The 19,704-nt window shown below is 60.3% G+C and carries 15 protein-coding genes and 1 pseudogene; 3 read left to right on the forward strand and 13 right to left on the reverse strand.

Features of this window, described 5'->3' with window-relative positions:
* Window positions 1–71: 71 nt before the first annotated feature.
* The 4 genes from ABV589_RS20625 to ABV589_RS20640 form a co-directional block, all read right to left on the reverse strand.
* The gene (locus ABV589_RS20625; RefSeq protein WP_007964251.1) at window positions 72–449 is read right to left on the reverse strand and encodes a hypothetical protein; all 378 of its coding nucleotides are present in this window, start codon (window positions 447–449) and stop codon (window positions 72–74) included.
* Between the two features lie 75 nt (window positions 450–524).
* A complete protein-coding gene (locus ABV589_RS20630) occupies window positions 525–1,334 on the reverse strand; it encodes a putative RNA methyltransferase (RefSeq protein ID WP_367083333.1) in 810 nt (269 codons plus the stop codon).
* Window positions 1,334–2,485 carry a succinyl-diaminopimelate desuccinylase gene (gene dapE / locus ABV589_RS20635; protein ID WP_367083335.1) on the reverse strand — a complete coding sequence of 384 codons (1,152 nt, stop codon included), beginning with the start codon at window positions 2,483–2,485 and terminating at the stop codon, window positions 1,334–1,336. The genes ABV589_RS20630 and dapE overlap by 1 nt, the downstream gene beginning before the upstream one ends.
* A 239-nt stretch (window positions 2,486–2,724) precedes the next feature.
* Window positions 2,725–5,316 carry a glycosyltransferase gene (locus tag ABV589_RS20640; protein WP_367083337.1) on the reverse strand — a complete coding sequence of 864 codons (2,592 nt, stop codon included), beginning with the start codon at window positions 5,314–5,316 and terminating at the stop codon, window positions 2,725–2,727.
* Window positions 5,317–5,700: 384 nt separating this feature from the next.
* Here ABV589_RS20640 and tcdA point away from each other — a divergent pair, with 384 nt between their 5' ends.
* On the forward strand, window positions 5,701–6,519 hold the full coding sequence (gene tcdA, locus ABV589_RS20645; protein ID WP_003222099.1) for a tRNA cyclic N6-threonylcarbamoyladenosine(37) synthase TcdA: 819 nt from the start codon (window positions 5,701–5,703) through the stop codon (window positions 6,517–6,519).
* Window positions 6,520–6,651: 132 nt separating this feature from the next.
* Here the strand turns inward: tcdA and ABV589_RS20650 are convergent, their stop codons facing one another.
* The 4 genes from ABV589_RS20650 to ABV589_RS20665 form a co-directional block, all read right to left on the reverse strand.
* Window positions 6,652–7,062: a SufE family protein gene (locus tag ABV589_RS20650; protein WP_367083339.1), complete on the reverse strand. Its 411-nt coding sequence runs from the start codon at window positions 7,060–7,062 to the stop codon at window positions 6,652–6,654.
* Window positions 7,059–8,264 (reverse strand): cysteine desulfurase, encoded by a 1,206-nt coding sequence (locus ABV589_RS20655; protein ID WP_367083341.1) that lies wholly within the window; start codon window positions 8,262–8,264, stop codon window positions 7,059–7,061. The genes ABV589_RS20650 and ABV589_RS20655 overlap by 4 nt, the downstream gene beginning before the upstream one ends.
* A gap of 130 nt (window positions 8,265–8,394) precedes the next feature.
* On the reverse strand, window positions 8,395–9,429 hold the full coding sequence (gene dapD / locus ABV589_RS20660; RefSeq protein ID WP_007954762.1) for a 2,3,4,5-tetrahydropyridine-2,6-dicarboxylate N-succinyltransferase: 1,035 nt from the start codon (window positions 9,427–9,429) through the stop codon (window positions 8,395–8,397).
* Between the two features lie 32 nt (window positions 9,430–9,461).
* The gene (locus ABV589_RS20665) at window positions 9,462–9,770 is read right to left on the reverse strand and encodes an arsenate reductase (RefSeq protein WP_367086223.1); all 309 of its coding nucleotides are present in this window, start codon (window positions 9,768–9,770) and stop codon (window positions 9,462–9,464) included.
* Window positions 9,771–10,117: 347 nt separating this feature from the next.
* Between ABV589_RS20665 and ABV589_RS20670 the strand changes: the two genes are divergently transcribed.
* Window positions 10,118–11,749, forward strand: coding sequence for a Na+/H+ antiporter (locus ABV589_RS20670; protein ID WP_367083343.1), 1,632 nt, complete (start codon window positions 10,118–10,120; stop codon window positions 11,747–11,749).
* A 20-nt stretch (window positions 11,750–11,769) separates the two neighbouring features.
* On the opposite strand, the gene ABV589_RS20675 is transcribed toward ABV589_RS20670, so the two are convergent.
* The 5 genes and pseudogenes from ABV589_RS20675 to map form a co-directional block, all read right to left on the reverse strand.
* Window positions 11,770–12,420 (reverse strand): hypothetical protein, encoded by a 651-nt coding sequence (locus tag ABV589_RS20675; RefSeq protein WP_367083345.1) that lies wholly within the window; start codon window positions 12,418–12,420, stop codon window positions 11,770–11,772.
* Between the two features lie 259 nt (window positions 12,421–12,679).
* A complete protein-coding gene (locus ABV589_RS20680; RefSeq protein ID WP_367083347.1) occupies window positions 12,680–13,417 on the reverse strand; it encodes a M12 family metallopeptidase in 738 nt (245 codons plus the stop codon).
* A gap of 117 nt (window positions 13,418–13,534) precedes the next feature.
* On the reverse strand, window positions 13,535–14,734 hold the full coding sequence (dapC, locus tag ABV589_RS20685) for a succinyldiaminopimelate transaminase (RefSeq protein WP_367083349.1): 1,200 nt from the start codon (window positions 14,732–14,734) through the stop codon (window positions 13,535–13,537).
* Between the two features lie 210 nt (window positions 14,735–14,944).
* The gene (locus ABV589_RS20690; RefSeq protein ID WP_007964269.1) at window positions 14,945–17,647 is read right to left on the reverse strand and encodes a [protein-PII] uridylyltransferase; all 2,703 of its coding nucleotides are present in this window, start codon (window positions 17,645–17,647) and stop codon (window positions 14,945–14,947) included.
* Window positions 17,648–17,688: 41 nt separating this feature from the next.
* A pseudogene (map, locus tag ABV589_RS20695) lies at window positions 17,689–18,525 on the reverse strand (type I methionyl aminopeptidase); the annotation flags it as partial.
* 320 nt (window positions 18,526–18,845) lie between these two features.
* On the opposite strand from map, the gene rpsB reads away from it, so the two are divergent.
* Window positions 18,846–19,583 (forward strand): 30S ribosomal protein S2, encoded by a 738-nt coding sequence (gene rpsB, locus ABV589_RS20700; protein ID WP_003222119.1) that lies wholly within the window; start codon window positions 18,846–18,848, stop codon window positions 19,581–19,583.
* Window positions 19,584–19,704: the final 121 nt, after the last annotated feature.

Genomic DNA, 19,704 nt, shown 5'->3' on the forward strand with positions numbered 1-19,704 from the left:
CCACCTCTATTTTGGATGTGCCGCCGCCTTCGCGGGCAAGCCCGCTCCCACAGGTTTTGTGTACGGCTTTGTTATGCAGTTTTCCAGGTGATCTCTTCTTCACCGTCGGCGCTGATGCGAATCCAGCGATCAGCCGTTTCCTCACCTTCTTCCTCGACCCACGTGCCCGGTGCGCAACGCACCTCGACGTTCAGCGCGGCAAAGGCTGCACGGGCGCAGGCGATGTCGTCGTCCCATGGAGTCGCATCGCTTTCCAGGTACAGGCTGTTCCACTTGCCCACGGCTTTCGGCAACCAGGTCACCGGGATGTTGCCGGCCTTGCACTTGTAGGTCTGACCTTTCTGTACCCAGTCGCTGCACGGGCCCAGAGCCTCACCGAGCCAGGCGGAAATCGCCTTGTGGTCGACGTCGGCGTCTTTCAGGTAAATCTCGATATCCGGTTGGCGCATGGATGTCCTCACTGCGGGTCTGAAAAATCCATTCGCGGATTTAGCCGGCCCCGGGCACTTGCCCGAGACCAAAAGTTATTGAAGAACGAAATAATCGTAGCGCATCGATACGGTGGTCACGAACGGCTCGGCCTGTTCGATCACGGCGGCGCGGCGTTCGGCACTGGCGCGCCAGCCGTGGGGCGTCATCGCCAGCAGGTTGGCGCGATCCTCGGGCTTGTACAGCGTCAGTTTGAATTCCAGAGTTTCGCTGTGCGCCAGCGCCATGCCTTCCGGCACCAGGGCCAGATGCTTGTCGTCGGTGTATTCGCGCACTTCGTCGTACAGGCGTTCGCGCAGTTCCATCAGGTGGCCGCTGGTCGGGCCGACCTTCATCAGGCCGCCGCCGGCGCTGAGCAGACGCTTGGCCTCTTCCCAGTCCAGCGGACTGAAAACGCTGGCGAGAAACTGGCAACTGCCCGACGCCAACGGCACGCGGGCCATGCTGGCGATCAACCAGGTGATTGCCGGGTTGCGTTTGCAGGCGCGTTTCACCGCCTCGCGGGAGATGTCCAGCGCGTAGCCATCGGCGTCCGGCAGGGCCTCGGCGATCTGTGCGGTGTAGTAACCCTCACCGCAACCGATATCAACCCAGCGTGCCGGCGCATAACTCGCCGCCAGCTCGGCCAGACGCTTGGCCACCGGCGCGTAATGCCCGGCATTCAGGAAGTCGCGGCGCGCCTCGACCATCGCCTGGTTGTCGCCAGGGTCACGGCTGTTCTTGTGCTGCACCGGCAACAGGTTCAGGTAACCCTGACGTGCGCGGTCGAAGCGGTGGCCGGCGGGGCAGACCACGCCGTTGTCGACGCTGTTCAGCGGTTCACAGCAGATCGGGCACGCGAGCATCAGGCGAGCAACTTGATCAGGGTCTGGTAGTAGATCTCGGTCAGTACGTCGAGATCGGCCGCCAGCACACGCTCGTTGACCTGGTGAATGGTCGCGTTGACCGGGCCCAGTTCAACCACTTGCGTGCCCATGGTGGCGATGAAACGACCATCGGAGGTACCGCCACTGGTGGACGCCTTGGTCTCGCGACCGGTGATGTCCTTGATGCTCGACGACACCGCGTCGAGCAGCGCGCCCGGTTCGGTGAGGAACGGCAGGCCGGACAGCGCCCAGTCGATGTGCCAGTCCAGATCGTGTTTGTCGAGGATGTCGGCCACGCGTTTCTGCAGGCCTTCGACGGTGGATTCGGTAGAGAAACGGAAGTTGAACACCGCCACCAGATCACCCGGGATCACGTTGGTCGCGCCTGTGCCGGAGTTGAGGTTGGAAATCTGGAAACTGGTCGGCGGGAAGAAATCGTTGCCATGATCCCAGTGCTCGGCGGCCAGTTCGGCCAAGGCCGGGGCGGCGAGGTGGATCGGGTTCTTCGCCAGGTGCGGGTAGGCCACGTGACCCTGCACACCGCGCACGGTGAGCTTGGCGCCCAACGAGCCGCGACGACCGTTTTTCACCACATCACCGACCAGCGTGGTGCTCGACGGTTCGCCGACGATGCACCAGTCCAGACGTTCCTTGCGCGCGACCAGACGTTCTACCACAGCCTTGGTGCCGTGGTGCGCCGGGCCTTCTTCGTCGCTGGTGATCAGGAACGCGACCTTGCCCTTGTGATTCGGGTAGTCGGCGACAAAACGCTCGGCGGCCACGGTCATCGACGCCAGGCTGCCTTTCATGTCCGCTGCGCCACGGCCGCAGAGCATGCCGTGTTCGTCGATGACGGCGTTGAACGGGTCAATCTGCCAGGCGGTCACCGGACCAGTCGGCACCACGTCGGTATGGCCGGCGAAGCACAGCACCGGGCCGTCGTTGTTGCCATGGGTCGCCCAGAAGTTATCCACATCTTCGATGCGCATCGGCTCGAGGGTGAAACCGGCATCGCCCAGGCGCTGCATCATCTGCTTCTGGCAATCGGCGTCGACCGGCGTCACGGACGGACGGCGGATCAGGTCGATGGCGAGTTGGAGGGTCGGCGAAAGGTCGGCGTGGGCCGTCATGGGAAACTCCGGGAGCTTGAAATTGGGCTGGGGCCACTGTGGGAGCGAGCTTGCTCGCGAAAGCGGTTGTATCAGGCAACTTAAGGGTTGAATGTTACAAAGCCTTCGCGAGCAAGCTCGCTCCCACAGGGATTGGGTTCGGTCGGTTACACCGCGTATCACGCCAAGCCCCGCAAAATGGCGGTTATCTTAAAGCAAAACGGCGACCATTGGCCGCCGTTTAGTGCATCGTCGAGGAATTAGACGACAGGCGCCGGCTCAGGCGCAGCGGCCGGTTTTGGCAACGACGACAAGAACGCCATGATCAGCGCCGCGACGTACGGCAGCGACTGCACCAGCAGCATGACCACCCAGAAACGCATGTCATTGCTCGGAATGCCCTGCACCAGGTAGATCCCCAGCGCCGCGCCCCACAACAGCAGCATGATGAACAGCTCTTCGCGTGCTTCGGAAATCGCTACCCAGAAGCCGTGGTTGTCAGCGTTTTTCGGTGTGCGGAAGAACGGAATGCTGCTGGTGAAGAAACCGTACAGCACCGCTTTGGCGATGGTGTGCGACAACGCCAGTCCGGCCAGTGCCGCGCAGAACGCATCCTTGAGGTTCACGCCGACGGCGCGACGGTAGAGGAAGATGATCTTGCCGACCTTGAACACGAACAGCGCCAATGGCGGGATGGCGAAAATCAGCAGCGGCGGATCGACCCGTTGCGGCACGATGATCATCGCCGCCGACCACAGCAGGGCGCCGACGGTGAAGAAGATGTTCATGCCGTCCGCGACCCACGGCAGCCAGCCGGCGAGGAAGTGGTAACGCTGGCCACGGGTCAGCTCGGTGTCCTTGCCGCGCAGCAGGCTGCGGGTGTGGCGCTTGATGATCTGGATTGCGCCGTAGGCCCAGCGGAAACGCTGCTTCTTGAAGTCGATGAAGGTGTCCGGCATCAGGCCCTTGCCGTAGCTGTCGTGGTAATACGCCGCCGACAGGCCTTTTTCGAACACGCGCAGGCCGAGCTCGGCGTCTTCACAGATGCACCAGTCGGCCCAGCCCAGTTCTTCCAGAACCGAACGGCGGGTCATGGTCATGGTGCCGTGCTGGATGATCGCGTCACGGTCGTTGCGGGTGACCATGCCGATGTGGAAGAAGCCTTTGTACTCGGCGTAGCAGAGCTTCTTGAAGGTGCTTTCGTTCTGGTCGCGATAATCCTGCGGCGACTGCACCACGGCGATTTTCGGATCGGCGAAGTGCGGCACCATGTGCTTGAGCCAGTTCGGGTGCACGCAGTAGTCGGAGTCGATCACCGCGATGACTTCGGCGTCCTTGGCGGTGTGCGGAATCAGGTAGTTCAGCGCGCCGCCCTTGAACCCGGCCAGGGGCGATACGTGGAAGAACTTGAAACGCGGGCCGAGGGTTGCGCAGTAGTCACGCACCGGCTCCCACACGGCCGGGTCCTTGGTGTTGTTGTCGATGATCAGGACTTCATAGTCCGGGTAATCGAGAGCGGCCAGGGCGTCGAGGGTCTGTTTGACCATGTCCGGCGGTTCGTTGTAGCAGGGCACGTGAATCGACACTTTCGGGCGATAGCTGGAGTCGCCCACCACCGGCAGGAATTCACGCCGACGCTTGTGAATCCACACCGCTTCGGCCAGTTCGTGGGCCTCGGTCAGCAGCACGATGAACACCCCGAGCGCACCGAGCGCCAGCAGGAAACCCACCGTCAGGCTGAACCACGTGCTGTATTGCTGGCTGTAGTCATAGCCGATCCACACCAGCACCGAGCCGCAAAGGAACGCGATAAAGGTCAGGAAGGTACGGCCACGCTGGCGCAGGGCCGAGCCGTCGATCATCAGCAGGGTCAGCGACAGCAGCGCCAGCACCACCGAACCGATGGCCAGCACGCGCCATTGCGGGATGGCGACGACCGGACCTTCGAAGTTGAATTTCTGCTGGCGTGCGGCATTGAACACGCCCCAGTAGGCGCCCACTGAACCTTCGTCACTGGCCTTCCACGGCTGGTCGAAGGCTTCGATCACGAAATAGTTGAAGCCCTGACGGTTAAGCTTGTTGACCAGCGTGCGCAGGTAGATCGCCTGATCCGCCGGCGACGCATCGGCGCCACCACGCATGCGACCGTTGCTCGGCCAGCCGACTTCGGACAGCAGCAACGGTTTTTTCGGGAACAGCTTTTTCAGGTCGCGGGCGCGGTCGAAAACAAACTGCCCGGCCTTGTCCACCGGAATGAATTCCCAGTACGGCAGCACGTGCGCGGCGATCAGGTCGACGTGCTTGGCCAGTTGCGGGTATTTTTCCCAGATATGCCACTGTTCCGAGGTCGTGACCGGTACTTTCACCGCTGCGCGAACACGATCCAGCAGGACGATCAGTGCCTCGGGAGTGATCTCCTCTCGAAACAATGCTTCGTTACCAACCACCACGCGAACAACACTGCGCGAAGAGTTCGCCAGTTCGATGGCTTTCGCGATCTCGCGCTCGTTGCGTTCCTGATCGGGGCTGATCCAGATCCCGAGGGTCACGCGCAGACCGAACTCTTCCGCCAGCTTCGGGATGTCCTGCAGCGAACCGTCGACCGAGTAGATGCGGATGTTGTCCGTCAGCTTGCTCATGATCTCCAGGTCGCGACGCATTTCATCGTCAGTCGGATACTGATCCCTCTGTGGGAATTGTCCCTGCTGAAATGGCGAATAGGAGAAACCGGAGATCTGCTCCGGCCAGTTGGGCGCGGAGACCGGGCGGTTGATCAGCGCCCAGAAACCGGTGAACAGGGCGGCGATTGCCAGAACCACCACCAGGTTGAGACCAAATTTACGCGATGACATAGCTATTTCGGGTTCCAAAGGCTGTGGAACGAAGGAACGGTTCGGCTTACGCCAAAAGGGCGCGAATCCTACACCGGCAGTTCACTGGTCGTACACCGGACAAGGAAATGCCCGACGTTGGGCAGTCCAACCTGATTTAAGTTCTTTAGTAACAGCTTGTAAGAGAAAACTTTGTTGTTCAGTTATAGCAATTCCCGGTGGCGAGGGAGCTTGCTCCCGCTGGGACTGCGAAGCAGGCCGCTTTTTGAGGGCCGCTTCGCGACCCGGCGGGAGCAAGCTCCCTCGCCACAAAGGTTGTGTGAAAACGGCTGTGGTTGCCGTTCATAGCGTCAAAGATGCTCTTGGCCGCCGACGGCCCTATAATGCGCGCCGGTTTTTGGGGTAATGGTCATGAGTACAGAAGATCCGCGGTTTGCAGGCATCGCCCGTTTGTATGGCATCGAGGGCCTCGAGCGCCTGCGTGCGGCCCATGTGGCGATTGTCGGCGTCGGTGGCGTCGGTTCCTGGGCGGCGGAAGCCATGGCCCGCTGTGGCGTGGGCGAAATTTCGCTGTTCGATCTGGACGACGTCTGCGTCAGCAACGCCAACCGTCAGTTGCATGCGCTGGACAGTACCGTCGGCAAACCCAAGGTCGAGGTGATGGCCGAGCGTCTGCGCGGGATCAACCCGGATTGCACGGTGCATGCGGTGGCGGATTTCGTCACCCGCGACACCATGGCCGAGTACATCACGCCGAACATCGACTGCGTGATCGACTGCATCGACGCGGTCAACGCCAAGGCTGCACTGATCGCCTGGTGCAAACGCCGCAAGATCCAGATCATCACCACCGGCGGTGCTGGCGGGCAGATCGATCCGACGCTGATTCAGGTCTGCGACCTCAACCGTACCTTCAACGATCCACTGGCCTCGAAAGTGCGTTCGACGTTGCGTCGCGACTATGGCTTCTCGCGCACCGTGACCCGTCATTACAGCGTGCCGTGCGTGTTTTCCACCGAACAGCTGCGCTATCCGAAACCGGACGGCAGCATCTGTTTGCAGAAGAGTTTTGTCGGCGATGGCGTGAAGCTCGACTGCGCCGGCGGGTTTGGCGCGGTGATGATGGTGACGGCGACGTTCGGCATGGTCGCGGCGACCAAGGCAGTGGACAAGATTGTGGCGGGTGTGCGGCGGCCGGCGGATCGGGTCAAGCCTCAGGTCTGATCTGTGAGGCTGATGACCTCATCGCTGGCAAGCCAGCTCCCACAATTCCCTTGTAGGAGCTGCCGCAGGCTGCGATCTTTTGATCCTGATTTTTAAAAAGCAAGATCAAAAGATCGCAGCCTGCGGCAGCTCCTACAGGGTGGTGGCCAGTTCATTCATGCGCTTGAGCACGGCATTCAAGCCATTGCTGCGCGAAGGCGACAACTGCCGCGAAAGTCCCAACTGATTGAACCACTCGGGCAAATCCACCTGCCGCAACTCGGCAGCGCTCAACCCGTTGACCCGCAACAGCAGCAACGCCACCAACCCACGAATCATCCGCGCATCGCTGGCAGCGCTGAACTGCCAGTGGCCGTCCTGCAATTCCCCCACCAGCCACATCTGACTCTCACAGCCATGCACCCGGTTGGCCTCGCATTTGTCCGCGTCATCCAGCGGCGGCAGACGATCGCCAAACTGCATCAGCAACCGCGCCCGTTGTTCCCAACCGGCGGCATTCTGAAAAGTCAGCAACGCTTCGGCGGCGGCCAGCGGCAGGCTCATCGCAACAACTCCAGGGCCTGATCCAGCGCTTCGAAGAAACGCTCCAGATCCTCGGAATCGTTGTACAGCGCCAGCGACACACGGATCGCGCCCGCCAGTTCGAAACTTTTCAGCAACGGCATTGCGCAATGATGCCCGGCGCGCACGGCGATGCCTTGCTCGGTCAGCAGGTGCGCCAGATCGGCGTTGTGCACACCTTCGACAACAAAACTCGCCAGCGCCAGTTGCGGCTTGCCCAGCAGGCGAATGCCGTTGCGCGCGGCCAGGCCTTGCAGCAGGTAGGCGTGCAGCGACGCTTCGTGGGCCGACACCGCGTCCTGATCCAGCCCGGCCAGATAGTCGAGGGTCGCGCCGAGGCCGATCACGCTGGCAATCGGCGGCGTACCCGCCTCGAAACCCAGCGGGGCAGGGCGGAAGCGTGAATCGTGATAATTGGCTTCCAGCACCATTTCGCCGCCGAACTGCCACGGCTGCAGTTGCTCAAGCGCCTTGTTGCGTCCGAACAGCACGCCGAGGCCATCGGGGCCGTACAGCTTGTGGCTGGAAAACACATAGAAGTCGCAACCCAGCGCCTGCACGTCGTGGCGACCGTGCACCACACCTTGGGCGCCATCGACCACGCTCAGCGCGTTGTGCGCCTTGGCCATCGCCAACAGCGCCGGCAACGGTTGCCAGGCACCGAGCACGTTGGACAGCTGACTGACCGCCAGCAAGCGAGTGCGCGGGGTGATCAGACGCACAGCCGCACCGAGGTCGATCACGCCGTCGGCGTCCAGCGGCAGGATCACCAGTTTCAGCTCGCGACGCTGTGCCAGTTGCTGCCACGGCAGCAAGTTGGCGTGATGCTCCAGGGCGCTGATGACAATTTCATCGCCCGGGTGGAAAAGATGTTCCAGGCCATAGGCCAGGAGATTCAGCGCACTGGTGGCGCCATGGGTGAAGATGATCTGCCCGCTGTCACCGGCATTCAGCCACTGGGCAACCTTGAGCCGACTGTCTTCGAACGCCTGCGTCGCGTGGGCGCCGGGCAGATGCTGCGCACGATGCACATTGGCCGCGCCGTTGGCGTAGTAATGCGTCAGTGCGTCGAGCAGGGCCTGGGGTTTTTGCGTGGTGGCGGCGTTGTCCAGATAGGTCTGGTCTTGCCGTTGCAGGGCGGCGATGGCCGGAAAGTCGGCGCGCCACGGGGAGGGAATCATCATCTGTTCAGCCCTGTGAACTTGGGCGGGGTGTACGCCAGACTTGTAGGAGTGAGCCTGCTCGCGATAGCGTCCGCAAGGACGCCAAAAGCATCGCGAGCAGGCTCACTCCTACAATGGGTCGTCTAAACGCTTAGTTGTGAGCGTGCAGCGCTTCGTTCAGCTCGATCGCCGATTTGTGGGTCTTGCACTCCACGGCACCGGTTTCCGAGTTGCGACGGAACAGCAGGTCGGTCTGACCGGCCAGCTCACGCGCCTTCACAACCTTGACCAGGTTGTTGTGCTCGTCGAGCAGCGCGACTTTGGTGCCGGCGGTCACGTACAGGCCCGACTCGACGGTGTTGCGGTCGCCCAACGGGATACCGATGCCGGCGTTGGCGCCGATCAGGCAGCCTTCGCCGACCTTGATCACGATGTTGCCGCCACCCGACAGGGTGCCCATGGTCGAGCAACCGCCGCCCAGGTCCGAACCCTTGCCGACGAATACGCCAGCGGAAACGCGGCCTTCGATCATCCCCGGGCCTTCGGTGCCGGCGTTGAAGTTGATGAAACCTTCGTGCATCACGGTGGTGCCTTCGCCCACGTACGCACCCAGACGCAGACGTGCCGCGTCAGCGATACGCACACCGGCCGGTACCACGTAGTCGGTCATTTTCGGGAACTTGTCCACCGAGAACACTTCCAGCAGCTCGCCACGCAGACGCGCTTCCAGTTGCAGTTCGGCCAGTTCGCTCAGGTCGATCGCGCCCTGGCTGGTCCAGGCCACGTTCGGCAGCAGCGGGAAGATCCCGGCCAGGCTAACGCCGTGCGGCTTGACCAGACGATGGGACAGCAGGTGCAGCTTGAGGTACGCCTCTGGCGTCGAGGTCAGCTGTGCGTCTTCGGCCAGCAGGGTGGCGACCAGCGGCTTGTGGCTCTCGGCCAGACGGGTCAGCAGTTTGCCTTGAACGGCGTCGATGCCTTTGACCGCTTCAGCCAGTTGCGCAGCCTGCGCGGTGGTGAAGGTGATGGCCTGGTTGCCTTCGGTGTAGCCGAGGATCGGCGCAACGGCGGCGACCAGTTCGGCCGACGGGTTGAGCAGTGGCTGGGCGTAGAACACTTCCAGCCACGCGCCTTGACGGTTCTGAGTGCCGACACCAAAGGCGATGCTGAACAGAGAGTTGGACATGTGAATACCTCTAGCAATAAGTGACGGGCTGCTTACTTGAGTGCGGCCGCGTAGATGTCTGGCTTGAAGCCAATCAGGGTTCGGTCACCGAGATCGAGCACTGGGCGCTTGATCATCGAGGGTTGAGTGAGCATCAGTTCGATGGCTTTCGACTGGTCGAGATCGGCTTTACGTTCGTCGTCGAGTTTGCGAAAGGTCGTGCCTGCACGGTTCAACACCGTTTGCCAGCCGTGCTCGTCACACCATTGGGTCAGGTGCTCACGGTCGATACCGGCGGTTTTGTAGTCGTGGAAGTCGTAGCTGACAGCGTGTTCATCGAGCCAGGTGCGCGCCTTCTTCATGGTGTCGCAGGCTTTGATGCCGAAAAGGTGCAACGTTTTACTTGAAACGGTCAAGGAATCGCCCCCTTTACAGGTGCTGGAAAAAAATGGTGTCGGATTATGCCATGACCAAAGCGTTTCGCGGCGCCCGGCTTCATTTGGCAATGCAAAACCCTGTGGGAGCGAGCTTGCTCGCGAAGGGGCCGTGTCAGTCAAAATCTCTGTTAATGACAAACCGTATTCGCGAGCAAGCTCGCTCCCACATTGGAATGGCGTTGCGGGCGTGCGACATAGGTGCAAACGCCAGACGCATGCTAAGCGGCTAATATGGCAGTTCAACGCTGTCGATTGTCTGAGATTTCCGCTTTATGCAAACCGCTTACACCGTCCTGATCCTGCTGATGCTGGTCAGCGTCTCGCGTCTGGTAGGACGGGTCATCCCGCTGCCGCTGCCTCTCGTGCAAATCGCCGCCGGCGCCTTGCTGGCCTGGCCGACATTGGGCCTGCACGTAGCGCTGGACCCCGAACTGTTCCTGTTTCTGTTCCTGCCGCCACTGCTGTTTTCCGACGGCTGGCGCATGCCCAAGCGCGAGTTCTGGCACCTGCGCGGGCCGATCCTGACGCTGGCGGTCGGCCTGGTGCTGTTCACCGTGGTCGGCGCCGGGTACTTCATTCACTGGCTGCTGCCGAGCATTCCGCTGCCGGTGGCCTTCGCGCTGGCCGCCGTGCTGTCGCCGACCGACGCCGTGGCGGTCTCGGCGATCTCGCAGAACCGCTTGCCGACGCCGCTGATGCACATCCTGCAAGGCGAGGCGCTGATGAACGATGCGTCGGGTCTGGTGACGTTCAAGTTTGCCTTGGTGGCGGCGGTGACCGGGGTGTTCTCGCTGGCCAATGCCAGCCTGACGTTCGTGCTGGTGGCGGTCGGGGGCTTGGCCGTCGGCGTCGCGCTGAGCTGGCTGGTCGGGCGCTTGCGCGCGTGGATGATCGCCCGGGGCTGGGACGATCCGGCCACCCACGTGGTGTTCATGTTGCTGCTGCCGTTCGCCGCCTATGTATTGGCCGAGCGACTGGGTGCCTCGGGCATTCTTTCGGCTGTCGCGGCGGGGATGATGCAGAGCTGGCTCGATCTGCTGCCGCGGCAGACCAGCACCCGGCTGCTCAATCGCAGCGTCTGGTCATTGCTCGAATTTGCCTTCAACGGTTTGATTTTTCTGCTGCTGGGCCTGCAACTGCCGGACATCATCAAAGCCGTGGTCAGTCACGAACCCACGCTGTGGCCGACGCTGCTCTATCGCGGCCTCGACGTGGTGGCGATTTTCCTCGCATTGGTGCTGTTGCGCTTTGTCTGGGTGCAAAGCATCTGGCGCTTGTCAGTGCTGTTGCGCCGTTTGCGCGGCAAGGGCGACCTGACGCAAGTGCCAACCGCGCGATCCTGCTGGCTGTTGACCGTTGGCGGGGTGCGCGGGGCGGTGACGCTGGCCGGTGTGATGTCGGTGCCGATGTTGATGGGCAGCGAGGCGTTCCCCGAGCGTGATCTGCTGATCTTCATCGCCGCCGGGGTGATTCTGTTGTCGCTGATTTGTGCCTGCATCGCCTTGCCGTTGCTGCTGCGCGGCATCGAGAAAAGCCCGGACGACAAGCGTCGTCAGGAAGTGCGCGATGCCTGGCGCAAGACCGCCGAGGCGGCGATCCATGCGCTGGAAACCGAAGAGGTCGCGCCGCAGGATGCCGCCCAAGCCGCGCTCTCGGCGGAACTCAAGGCACGGATCATGTCCGAGTATCGCCATCAACTCGAGGTGTTCAACGATTCTGCAGAGGCGCAGGCGCTGGCGTTCCAGATGGACCTGCTCGAACGCCGTCTGCGGCTCAAGGCGCTGCGTGCGCAGCGCCTTGAGCTCTATAGTCTCAGCCGTCAGCACCAGATCGGGGATGACGTGTTGCGCGAAGTATTGGCAGACCTGGATTTAAGCGAAGCGAATCTGGGACAGGTCAAATAGCTGTTCGCTGTCGGATGATCTTACTGACTTGTTGCTGCCGGATAGGGATAAGCGTTCGCCATGAAGGCTTTATCCTTGTCGCTCAAACTGAAATTTAAAAGGTTCTGGAAGTCGCCTTGTGTCCAGGACTGATAAATGACGTAGTGCATGATCGATTTTCGGTCGTACTCCGAATAAATGCTCGCGCTGGGATCTGCACGATCCAGATACCATTGGTGCAGTCTTTTACGCGTCTCTCTGCCTTGAGCGTCATCATCTTCCGGATTTTCGGTGATGCCATGCAGCGCGTAGATGGCTGGTTTGTCCCAGGGAATATCTGCCACGGGATTGGTCTGCTCATGCTCCGCGCCCAGCATATGACCGAACTCATGCATGACATTGGCGGCAAAGTAACGTGGCAGGCTCGGATGCGGCCAGAGTTTCATGGTCGGCTCATCGGGATATAACAGGGCATCCGTACCTATCCGAGAGGAAAACGTTCCTTCTTCACTGAGTATGCGGATGTCGCCTGCTTCACCCTCGACGAAATCGAACCTCAGGTTGATGTGCGGCAACCAGTTGCTGGCAGCGGCGATGGCCGCATCCTTGAATGCCTGCGTGCCGTTGAGGAAGGCGATGCGCAGTGTGCTGCCAGGCGTCCAGAATTTTGCCGGATTGTTCTTGGCCCACATTTTATTGAATCTCCCGCGTGCACTTGATGTTGCGGCAGTCAAGTGTGTGTTCGGGTTTTTTGCTTGGCTGAAGCCGTGTCAGGTACATAATTGAACATCCATGTTTTCAATTTTGAAATTTGACTTTTCGAGTTGTTTGTTATTTTCGACAAGTCATTTGAGTGGGGAGTTAGTAGCAGAGCTTGAGTAGGTAAATTGATTGTGTAAGGTTTTTATGGCGGATTACCGTGCCAGCAGCACTGGCACGGAAAGTCCTGATTCAACGTGGGTAAATCAAGCGCATGAGCTCTTTGTCTTTCTCACTGATTTCACGGTTTATCGGGTTTGCCCAATTGCCAAGTGTCAAGTTGTTGGAAATCGGATGGTGCATGATGGATTTTCGATCGTACGGTAAATAAAGTGCGTCGGCATCGTTAAAAGGGGTGAATATGTTGTCGTCAACTTGGCCTGGCGACAAAGGATGTAACGGTCTGTTCTGGTAGTAGTTGTAAACATTTTCTTTGTTCCAGGGGATTTGCGCCTTGGGGTGCTGGTGTTCGTGCATTGCGCCCAGTGCGTGGCCAAACTCATGCGTGACGACGGTCTCGAAGTCTTCGTGTTCGGGGTCGATGCCAAGCCACATGGTTGGCGTGTCAGGAAACATCTCCAGTGCGTCGGTGCCCAGAAATGAACTGTTCCCAACGCCCTCTGTGGAAATTCGGATGTGACCCTCTGCGCCCTCGACGAACTCAAATTTCAAACTGATATAAGGAAGCCAGCGTTCGGCGGCGGCAATGATTTTCTTTTTGTGTTCCGGAGTTGGATTGTCCATGAACGCTATTTTCAGGGTGGATCGGCTTGGCCAGGTTTTGGAGTAGTGCACTAAAGCACGTTTTTTTCGGCTGTTTCCGAGACTCTTGGCTTTTGCCTCTTTAGGCGGCTCCTGAAGTGTGCAGTATTGAAAACTATCCATATTTTTGTTTTCTTCCTTGATTTGTTTTAGTTGTTTTTTGCGCATGCAAAAGAACACTGCGCAAGATTAAGCTTTGGGCAGTGTCTGGAATAGTCGTAAAGTGGTTTTAAATGTAACTTGGGGATGTGTCCGTGCCAGATCACTGGCACGGATATTAGAAAGTTAGTGTTGGCGGGTAATGAAGTCGCGAATCCGTTCTGCTGCTTCAACACATTCAGCCAACGGTGCAACCAGCGCCATCCGCACTCGGCCTGCGCCTGGATTGACACCGTCTGCTTCGCGCGACAGATACGAGCCTGGCACCACGGTCACGTGTTCCTGTTCGAACAAGTCGCGACAGAATGCGGCATCGTCACCGGCCACGTTCGGCCACAGGTAGAAGCTGCCGTCCGGACGCTGCACGTCCATCACCGGGCTGAGGATCGCCAGAACGGCGTCGAACTTCTCGCGATACAGCGCGCGGTTGGCGCGAACGTGCACTTCGTCATTCCAGGCGGCGACGCTGGCCAGTTGGGTTTGCACTGGCATCGCGCAGCCATGGTAAGTGCGGTACAGCAGGAAGCCCTTGAGAACGTCGGCGTCGCCCGCGACGAAACCGGAGCGCAGACCCGGCAGGTTCGAACGTTTGGACAGGCTGTGGAACACCACGCAACGCTTGAAGTCCTTGCGGCCCAGCTCGACGCAGGCGCTGAGCAGGCCCGGCGGCGGGGTCTGTTCGTCGAAGTACAGTTCGCTGTAGCACTCGTCGGCGGCGATCACGAAGTCGTATTCGTCGGCCAGAGCGATGAGTTTTTTCAGTACATCGACCGGGATCAGTGCGCCCGTCGGGTTGCCTGGCGAGCACAGAAACAGGATCTGGCAGCGTTTCCAGATCTCTGGAGTCACGGCGTCGAAATCCGGGTTGAAGCCGTTTTCGTCCAGGCACGGCAGGTAGTGCGGCTTGGCCCCGGCGAGGAACGCTGCACCTTCGTAGATCTGATAGAACGGGTTCGGGCTGACTACCAGCGCATCGTCACCCCGATTGACCACGGTCTGGGTGAAGGCGAACAGCGCTTCGCGGGTACCGTTGACCGGCAGCACATTGCGCGCCGGATCAATCCAGCCGCTCGGCACGCCGAAGCGACGTTCACACCAGCCGGCGATGGCTTCGCGCAGGGCCGGGATGCCGAGGGTGGTCGGATACACCGCCATTTGATCCAGATTGTTCGCCAGCGCTTCGGCGACAAAGCTTGGCGAGCGGTGTTTCGGCTCGCCGATCGACAGGGCGATCGGGCGTTTGTCCGGGTTCGGGGTCACAGTGCCAAGCAAGGCACGGAGCTTTTCGAACGGGTAGGGCTGGAGCTGGTTCAGAGCGTTGTTCATGGGGGCCTCGTTCAATGTGGAGAGAACTCCGTGGCGAGGGGATTTATCCCCGATCGGCTGCGCAGCAGTCGCAAAACCATCGCGTGCGGTGTAGCGGATACACCGCGATTGCAGGTTTTTGGGACCGCTTCGCAACCCATCGGGGATAAATCCCCTCACCACAAAAGCCCCGGGCAGCTATATCTGCCTCCACAGGGATAGTTTGTTAATTCAAATACTGATGCGCGAAAGCTTGATATCCGGTTCCTGATTGACGCTCAGTTGCTCGACGATTGCATCCTGCAGGCGGCTGCACAGCAGCGGGTCGGAGAGCGGCTGGTTGTGGGCGTCGGTGATGAAGAACACGTCTTCCACCCGTTCGCCCAAGGTCGCAATCTTGGCGTTCTGCAGCGACAGGTCGAATTCGAGGAAGATCCCGCCGATGCGTGCCAGCAAACCCGGGCGATCCGGTGCCGTCAGTTCCAGCACCGTCACCGGACGCTGGGCGTCGTTGTGGATCGTCACCTGCGGCGCAAAGGCGAAGTGCTTGAGCTGGCGCGGCACCCGGCGCTGGATGATCGTCGGGTAGTCGTCAGGGTTGCGCAGGGCTTCGGTCAGGCCGTCGCGGATCTGTTTGATCCGGGTCGGGTTGTCACCGATGGATTCACCGTCGTTGTCGAGCACGATGTAGGTATCGAGGGTGAACTGGCTGCTCGAGGTGATGACCCGGGCGTCGTGAATGTTCAGGTTGAGCTGGTCCATCGCGGCCACAGTCACCGCGAAAAAGTCGTGCTGGTCGGGGGCATAAATGAAGATCTGCGTGCCACCCTCGAACTCGCGCTGGGTGGTTTCCTTGATCAGCACCAGCGGGCCGCCATCGGCCGGCTGCTGCAGGATCGCGTCACTGTGCCAAGCCACATCGCCGGCGGTGTGACGCAGGAAATAGTCATCACCCAACTGTGCCCACAACTGCTCGACGTCATCCGGGTCGGTACCGCCGCGCACCAGGATGTCCAGTGCCGCGCTCTGGGTCTGGCGAATCTGCTCTTCGCGATCGACCGGGTTTTCCAGGCCTCGGCGCAGGGCACGCTTGGTCTCGGTGTAGAGCTGGCGCAACAGGCTGGCGCGCCATGAGTTCCACAGGGTCGGGTTGGTCGCGTTGATGTCGGCCACGGTCAGCACGTACAGGTAGTCCAGACGGGTTTCGTCGCTGACGATTTGCGCGAAGTCGTGGATCACCTGGGGATCGGAGAGATCCTTGCGCTGCGCGGTGGTCGACATCACCAGATGGTTCTGCACCAGCCAGACGATCAGGCGGCTGTCCCACAGCGGCAACTGATGGCGTTGGCAGAACGCTTCGGCATCGACCGCGCCGATGTCCGAGTGATCGCCATGCCGGCCTTTGCCGATGTCGTGGTACAGACCGGCCATGTAGATCAGTTCGGGCTTGGGCAGTTTGGCCATGAGCTTGGCGGCCAACGGGAATTTTTCCGACACCTGGGTGTACTGCAACTTACGCAGGTGTTTGATCAGGTTCAGCGTGTGCGCATCGACCGTATAGATGTGGAACAGGTCATGCTGCATCTGCCCGACGATGAAACCGAACTCCGGCAGGTAGCGCCCGAGGATGCCGTAGCGGTTCATCCGCCGCAGGTTGCGGTGGATGCCGATCTTGCATTTGAACAGCTCGATGAACAGGCTGGTGTTGCGGATATCGTTGCGGAAATTGTCGTCGATCAGGTGCCGGTTTTCGCGCAGCAGACGAATGGTGTCGGCGCGCACGCCTTTGATTTCCGGCTGCTGGGCCATCAGCACGAAGATCTCGAGCATGGCGAACGGCGTGCGGCGGAACACGTTGTCGTTGCGCGCTTCGATGTAGCCGTCGTGCAACTGGAAGCGCGAATTGATTGGCTGCGGCGGCGCTTCGTCTTCCGGGGCGAGGATGACTTCCTCGAAATGCTGGATGATCAGGTCGCTGAGCTGGGCGATGCTCATCACCACGCGGAAGTACTGCTGCATGAAGTTTTCGACCGCCTGTTTGGCGTCGTCGCCTTCAAAACCGAGCAGGCCGGCGATGGTCCGTTGATGATCGAACAACAGGCGGTCTTCGGAGCGCCCGGCGAGCATGTGCAGGGCGTAACGCACTTTCCAGAGGAATTCCTGGGAGGACGCCAACAGGGCGTTTTCGCTCTCGACCAGGAAACCTTCGCCGGCCAGAGCGCGCAGGTTCAGGGTGCCGTACTGACGCCGGGCCACCCACAGAATCGTCTGAATATCCCGCAGGCCGCCGGGCGAGCCTTTGACGTTGGGTTCCAGGTTGTATTCGGTGTCGTTGTACTTGTGGTGACGGGCCTTTTGCTCGGCGCGCTTGGCCAGGAAAAACTCCTTGGCCGGCCACATGTGGGCCGTGCTGGTGACATCGAGCATGCGCTGGCGCAGACGCTCGGGGCCGCAGATGGTGCGGCTTTCCATCAGGTTGGTGACCACGGTCAGGTCGGCGCGGGCCTCTTCGGCGCATTCGTCGACCGAGCGCACGCTCTGACCGACTTCCAGGCCGATATCCCACAGCAGCGTCAGAAAACGCTCGATGGAATCGCGGAAGACTTCGTGATCGGCGCTGTCGAGCAGGATCAGCAGGTCGATGTCGGAATAGGGGTGCAACTCACCCCGGCCGTAGCCGCCGACCGCGACCAGCGCGATATCGGCGTCTTCGCTCCAGTTGAACTGCTCCCAGGCCTTTTGCAGGATGTTGTCGACGAACCACGCCCGGTCTTCGATCAGCCGGCGGATGTCGCGGCCACTGCGAAAGCGCGTGTCGAGGACCTCGCGAGCCTGGCGGATCGCCTTCTTGAACGCCGCGATGGGACTCGCTTTCAGGGCCAGTTCAGCCTGGAACTGGCCGCGGTCGAAGAGTTCGGGATCCACCTGCGGCATCGATTGGCTTTCCTTCTATAAGGCTGGGAGCGTTCTTGGGATCAGGCCGAGACGCGCGGGATGGTGTCGTCGGCGCGCAGGGTGAAGATCTCGTAGCCGGTGTCGGTCACCAGCAGGGTGTGTTCCCACTGCGCCGAGAGCTTGCGGTCCTTGGTGATCGCGGTCCAGCCGTCGCCCAGTACCTTGGTGTCGGCCTTGCCCTGGTTGATCATCGGCTCGATGGTGAAGGTCATGCCGGCCTTCAGTTCCATGCCGGTGCCGGCACGGCCGTAATGCAGGATCTGTGGCTCTTCGTGGAACACCTTGCCGATGCCGTGGCCGCAGAATTCGCGAACCACCGAGAAGCCGTTCTTTTCCGCGTGCTTCTGGATGATTTCACCGATGTCGCCGAGGCGGCAGCCAGGCTTGACGATTTCGATCGCCTTGTACATGCATTCCTGGGTGACCTGCGACAGGCGCTCGGCCCAGACCGGCACTTCGCCGACGTGGAACATGCGGCTGGTGTCGCCGTGGTAGCCGTCCTTGATCACGGTGACGTCGATGTTCAGGGTGTCGCCATTCTTCAGTGGCTTGTCATTCGGAATGCCGTGGCAGACCACGTGGTTGATCGAGGTGCAGATCGACTTCGGGTAGCCCTTGTAGTTGAGCGGGGCAGGGATGGCCTGCTGCACGTTGACGATGTAGTCGTGGCAGATCTGGTTCAGTTGATCGGTGGTCACGCCCGGTTTGACGTGTTCGGCAATCATTTCCAGCACATCGGCGGCCAGTTTGCCGGCGACACGCATGCCAGCGATGTCCTCGGGGGTTTTGAGGTTGACGGTCATACAGGCTCTCTCTGCGCTCGGCGGCGCTTGCTGATACGGACGAGGGTGGCAGGTGTGCGATTTGCGACCCTGAAAAACCCGATTCTAACAGACGAAAGGCGCAAATCCGCGCCTGCATGCATCGTCTCTCTCTATACAATGGTGGGCCTTGAGGCGATTCCAAGGGGGCTGCGCCCATGTCCCTGGTGCGATTACAGATTCCGGGTTCCGTTTCTGCGCACCCTGTGGTATAAAATGCGCCGCTTTCCGGGGATACCCCGAAAAGCTTAAATCCACACACGTGTCGACACGATGACCTGGGTGCCTTTGGCTTTATGCCACTGGTTGGTCATTGGGATACGTGGAGGCCAAACCCGACTTATTAAGGAACTATCATGTCCCAAGTCAACATGCGCGATATGCTGAAGGCCGGTGTGCACTTCGGTCACCAAACCCGTTACTGGAATCCGAAAATGGGCAAGTACATTTTCGGCGCGCGTAACAAGATTCACATCATCAACCTTGAAAAAACCCTGCCAATGTTCAACGAAGCTCTGACTTTCGTAGAGCGTCTGGCCCAGGGCAAAAACAAGATTCTGTTCGTCGGCACCAAGCGTTCCGCTGGCAAGATCGTTGCTGAAGAAGCAGCACGTTGCGGTTCGCCGTACGTCGATCACCGCTGGTTGGGCGGCATGCTGACCAACTTCAAAACCATTCGTGCTTCCATCAAGCGTCTGCGTGACCTTGAAGTTCAAGCCGAAGACGGTACTTTCGCCAAGCTGACCAAGAAAGAAGCGCTGATGCGCTCCCGTGACCTGGAAAAGCTGGATCGTTCGCTGGGCGGCATCAAGGACATGGGCGGTCTGCCAGACGCACTGTTCGTGATCGACGTTGACCACGAGCGCATCGCGATCACCGAAGCCAACAAGCTGGGCATCCCGGTCATCGGCGTTGTCGATACCAACAGCAGCCCGGAAGGCGTTGACTACATCATCCCAGGCAACGATGACGCAATCCGCGCTATCCAGCTGTACATGGGTTCGATGGCTGACGCAGTGATCCGTGGTCGCAACAATGTTGCTGGCGGCACTGTTGAATTCGCAGCTGAAGAAACTCAGGCTGCAGCTGAGTAATCGACGCCCTGGCGTTGACTCAGTAAGCAAAAAGGGGGCTTGGCCCCCTTTTTGCCACCTCGAAAACCGTTTGTTGGCGCCCACTTGTGGCAGCGCACCTCCTGCATTTGTAACGTGCAGC

The sequence above is a fragment of the Pseudomonas sp. HOU2 genome (assembly GCF_040729435.1).
Classification (GTDB): Bacteria; Pseudomonadota; Gammaproteobacteria; order Pseudomonadales; family Pseudomonadaceae; genus Aquipseudomonas.

Bases quoted from the DNA above. Each gene is read 5' to 3' on its own strand.
- ABV589_RS20690 (WP_007964269.1), bottom strand. From the start codon at position 17,647: ATGCCGCAGGTGGATCCCGAACTCTTCGACCGCGGCCAGTTCCAGGCT.
- tcdA (WP_003222099.1), top strand. From the start codon at position 5,701: ATGGTCATGAGTACAGAAGATCCGCGGTTTGCAGGCATCGCCCGTTTG.
- ABV589_RS20680 (WP_367083347.1), bottom strand. From the start codon at position 13,417: ATGCGCAAAAAACAACTAAAACAAATCAAGGAAGAAAACAAAAATATG.
- ABV589_RS20625 (WP_007964251.1), bottom strand. From the start codon at position 449: ATGCGCCAACCGGATATCGAGATTTACCTGAAAGACGCCGACGTCGAC.
- rpsB (WP_003222119.1), top strand. From the start codon at position 18,846: ATGTCCCAAGTCAACATGCGCGATATGCTGAAGGCCGGTGTGCACTTC.
- ABV589_RS20650 (WP_367083339.1), bottom strand. From the start codon at position 7,062: ATGAGCCTGCCGCTGGCCGCCGCCGAAGCGTTGCTGACTTTTCAGAAT.
- ABV589_RS20640 (WP_367083337.1), bottom strand. From the start codon at position 5,316: ATGTCATCGCGTAAATTTGGTCTCAACCTGGTGGTGGTTCTGGCAATC.
- ABV589_RS20670 (WP_367083343.1), top strand. From the start codon at position 10,118: ATGCAAACCGCTTACACCGTCCTGATCCTGCTGATGCTGGTCAGCGTC.
- ABV589_RS20655 (WP_367083341.1), bottom strand. From the start codon at position 8,264: ATGATGATTCCCTCCCCGTGGCGCGCCGACTTTCCGGCCATCGCCGCC.
- ABV589_RS20630 (WP_367083333.1), bottom strand. From the start codon at position 1,334: ATGCTCGCGTGCCCGATCTGCTGTGAACCGCTGAACAGCGTCGACAAC.
- dapE (WP_367083335.1), bottom strand. From the start codon at position 2,485: ATGACGGCCCACGCCGACCTTTCGCCGACCCTCCAACTCGCCATCGAC.
- ABV589_RS20675 (WP_367083345.1), bottom strand. From the start codon at position 12,420: ATGTGGGCCAAGAACAATCCGGCAAAATTCTGGACGCCTGGCAGCACA.
- dapD (WP_007954762.1), bottom strand. From the start codon at position 9,429: ATGTCCAACTCTCTGTTCAGCATCGCCTTTGGTGTCGGCACTCAGAAC.
- dapC (WP_367083349.1), bottom strand. From the start codon at position 14,734: ATGAACAACGCTCTGAACCAGCTCCAGCCCTACCCGTTCGAAAAGCTC.
- ABV589_RS20665 (WP_367086223.1), bottom strand. From the start codon at position 9,770: ATGAAGAAGGCGCGCACCTGGCTCGATGAACACGCTGTCAGCTACGAC.